General features: G+C 63.6%; 2 protein-coding genes. Both read left to right on the plus strand.

Going from position 1 to position 3,614, the window contains the following annotated elements; genetic code table 11:
- The first annotated feature begins 200 nt into the window (after positions 1-200).
- On the plus strand, positions 201-2,687 hold the full coding sequence (locus tag ACE04F_RS28450) for a circularly permuted type 2 ATP-grasp protein (protein ID WP_486110974.1): 2,487 nt from the start codon (positions 201-203) through the stop codon (positions 2,685-2,687).
- Positions 2,687-3,580 carry a transglutaminase family protein gene (locus ACE04F_RS28455; protein WP_486110976.1) on the plus strand — a complete coding sequence of 298 codons (894 nt, stop codon included), beginning with the start codon at positions 2,687-2,689 and terminating at the stop codon, positions 3,578-3,580. Before ACE04F_RS28450 ends, ACE04F_RS28455 begins: the two co-directional genes overlap by 1 nt.
- The last annotated feature ends 34 nt before the right edge of the window (positions 3,581-3,614 follow it).

Raw genomic sequence — 3,614 nt, forward strand, 5'->3', positions numbered from 1 at the left:
TGTGGCGAGGGAGCTTGCTCCCGCTGGGCTGCGCAGCGGCCCCAGGATTTTACGGTCGCTGCGCAACCCACCCCCACCAACCCCCCCCCCCACGACTGTTGCCCCTGAGGCCTCTTGCCGGATTCAGCTCAAACATACCTATCCGGGTGTCATCTGCCTGCGCTAGTCTCACCCTTTATTGCCGTCCTGCCGAGCTTTCCATGCCTGACCTGCTTGACCGTTACCCGCTGACGACGGGCACTTATCACGAGCTGTTGGACGACAGCGGCGCGGTGCGTACGCACTGGCAGCGGCTGTTCGACCAATTGCAGCGCAGCACGCCGGCACAGTTGCTCCAGCGCCAGGCATTGCTCGCCCGGCAGATCCAGGAAAATGGCGTCACCTATAACGTCTATGCAGACCCCAAGGGTGCTGATCGGCCTTGGGAGCTGGACCTGCTGCCCCATGTCATCGACGCTCGGGAATGGACGCAATTGTCGGCCGGCATTGCCCAGCGGGCACGCTTGCTCAATGCCGTGCTGGCCGACCTGTACGGGCCGCAGCGGCTGATCAGCGAAGGGCTGTTGCCGGCGGAGCTGGTGTTCGGGCACAACAATTTCCTTTGGCCTTGCCAGGGCATCACACCGCCAGACGGCAACTTCCTGCACTTGTATGCCGTGGATCTGGCGCGCGCGCCCGACGGCCGTTGGTGGGTGACTGCGGATCGGACCCAGGCGCCCTCGGGCGCCGGTTATGCGTTGGAAAATCGCACCATCGTGTCGCGGGCCTTTCCCGACCTTTATCGCGACCTCAAGGTGCAACACCTGTCCGGGTTCTTCCGCACGTTGCAAGAAACCCTGGCGCGACAGGCTCCCAGCAACGGCGAGCCGCCGCTGGTGGTACTGCTGACGCCCGGTCGGTTCAACGAAAGCTACTTCGAACACCTCTACCTGGCGCGGCAACTCGGCTATCCGCTGGTGGAAGGCGGCGACCTGACTGTCCGCGATGCTACGGTCTACCTGAAGACCCTCAGCGGGCTGCGTCGGGTCCACGCGATCATGCGTCGGCTCGATGATGATTTCTGCGACCCGCTGGAGTTGCGCACCGATTCGGCCCTGGGCGTGCCCGGATTGCTGGAGGCGGTGCGTCAGGGGCGGGTGCTGGTGGCCAATGCACTGGGTAGCGGAGTCCTGGAGTCGCCCGGGCTCTTGGGGTTTCTGCCGAAAATCAGCCAGTTTCTTTTCGGTGAAGAGCTGATGCTGCCCTCCATCGCCACCTGGTGGTGCGGAGAGCCGCCGGTGCTGGCCCAGGCCCTGGAGAAACTGCCGCAGCTGTTGATCAAGCCGGCGTTTCCGTCCCAGAGCTTCACGCCGGTATTCGGTCGTGACCTGGACGAAGACCAGCGCGCCCAATTGGCCGCACGCATGCAGGCGCGGCCCTATGCCTATGTTGCTCAGGAACTGGCGCAACTGTCCCAGGCGCCGGTCTGGCAGGCCGAAGACGGCCAGGTCCAGCCTCGAGCCATTGGCATGCGGGTTTATGCGGTGTCCGGCAAAGACGATTATCGAGTGCTGCCGGGAGGCCTGACCCGCGTGGCCGCCGAGGCTGATGCCGAAGTGGTGTCGATGCAGCGCGGCGGCGCCAGCAAGGACACCTGGGTGCTTGGCGAGCAGGCGCCCGGCGGTGAGCAATGGAAGGCCCAGCGAACCGTGGGCGTGCATGATCTGGTGCGCCGCGATCCCTATCTGCCGTCTCGTGTGGTGGAAAACCTGTTCTGGTTCGGCCGCTACTGCGAACGTTGCGACGACAGCGCCCGTCTGCTGCGGATCATGCTGGCGCGCTATGTCGATGGCGATGATCCGCAGGCCTTGCAATCGGCGGTCGCCCTGGGCGAGAGCCTGATGTTGTTGCCGGAGGAGGGCGAGTTGCCCGAGCGCCTGCTGGCGGCCATGCTCGGGGATGACTGGTCGTTCAGCCTGCGCTCCAATCTGCAGCGCTTGCAGTGGGCGGCCTCGCAGGTTCGCGGCAAGCTGTCCCGGGAGAACTGGCAGGCACTGGTGGAACTGCAACGCGAAGCCGTGGAACTGGAAACCAGCGAGCCGGACTTCGGTGAGTTGCTGGATTTTCTCAATCGACTGGTGATGTCCCTGGCCGCGTTGTCCGGGTTCGCCCTGGACGACATGACCCGCGACGAGGGCTGGCGTTTCCTGATGATCGGCCGGCGCCTGGAGCGTCTGCAGTTTCTCAGCAGCAGCCTGGCGGCATTCCTGCGCGGCGAGGCGGTTTTCGATCAGGCCGGGCTGGAATGGTTGCTGGAGTTGGGCAATAGCAGCATCACCTACCGTTCGCGATACCTGGCGGTGGCGCAGCTGATCCCGGTGCTCGATCTTCTGTTGTTGGACGAGCAGAACCCTCACGCGGTGCTTTTCCAGTTGAAACTGGTGGCGCGCACCGTCAAGCGTCTGAACGACGATTTTGCCGCACCGAGGGAAACCGCCCTGCCGGAACTGGTGGCGCGACTGTCGCGCTTTGACCTGCGCTGCCTGGAGAATCCTTTGTTTGGCGAAGCCAGCCTGCGCGCGGCGCTCGACGGGTTGGCCGATCTGCTGCAGGAAGTCGCCGATGTCAGCGGGCAGGTGTCCGATCGCTTGGCCTTGCGCCATTTTGCCCATGTTGACGACGTCAGCCAGCGCACGGTATCCGTCTGATGAATGCCCGTTACCAGATCCTTCACGACACCCACTATCATTACGACAGCCCGGTGTCCCTCGCCCAGCAACTGGCGCATCTATGGCCGCGGCCCTGTGAATGGCAGCGCTGTACCGAGCGACAACTGACCATCAGCCCGGAGCCGACGACCCGTCGCGATGAACAGGATGTATTCGGCAATCCGCTGACCCGCCTGGCCTTCGAGCGTCCCCATGATGAGCTGCTGGTCAATGCTCGCCTGAGCGTCGAGGTGTTGGTGCGCCCGCTACTGGATTTCGGTTCTTCGCCTGCCTGGGAATCCACTCGTCATGCATTGAGCTACAGCGGTCGGCCGCTGACGGCGCAGTTGTTGGAGGCATGCCGCTATCGTTTCGAGTCACCCTATGTGCATCTCAAGCGCAGCTTCGTCGAGTTTTCCGAAAGTTGTTTCCCGGTCGGTCGCCCGACGATGCTCGGGGTCCAGGCGCTGATGGAAAAAATCTTCGAGGAGTTCACTTTCGATGCCGAGGCCACCCAGGTCGCGACACCGCTGGTGGAGGTGCTGGAGCGACGCCGGGGCGTCTGTCAGGATTTTGCCCACCTGATGCTGGCCTGCGTGCGTTCTCGCGGATTGGCGGCGCGTTACGTCAGCGGCTATCTGCTGACCCAGCCACCCCCCGGCCAGGCTCGGTTGATTGGCGCCGATGCTTCTCATGCGTGGATTTCGGTGTTTTGTCCGGTGCTGGGCTGGGTGGATTTTGATCCGACCAACAACGTGCAACCGTCCCTGGAACACATCACCCTGGCCTGGGGCCGGGATTTTTCCGATGTGTCGCCGTTGCGTGGGGTGATCCTTGGGGGCGGTACCCATGATCCGGAAGTGCGGGTGACGGTGATGCCGTTGGAACAGTGATCTGATGTTCCAATGAACACCTGTGGCGGGGGGG

The sequence above is a fragment of the Pseudomonas sp. AGC41 genome, assembly GCF_057334555.1.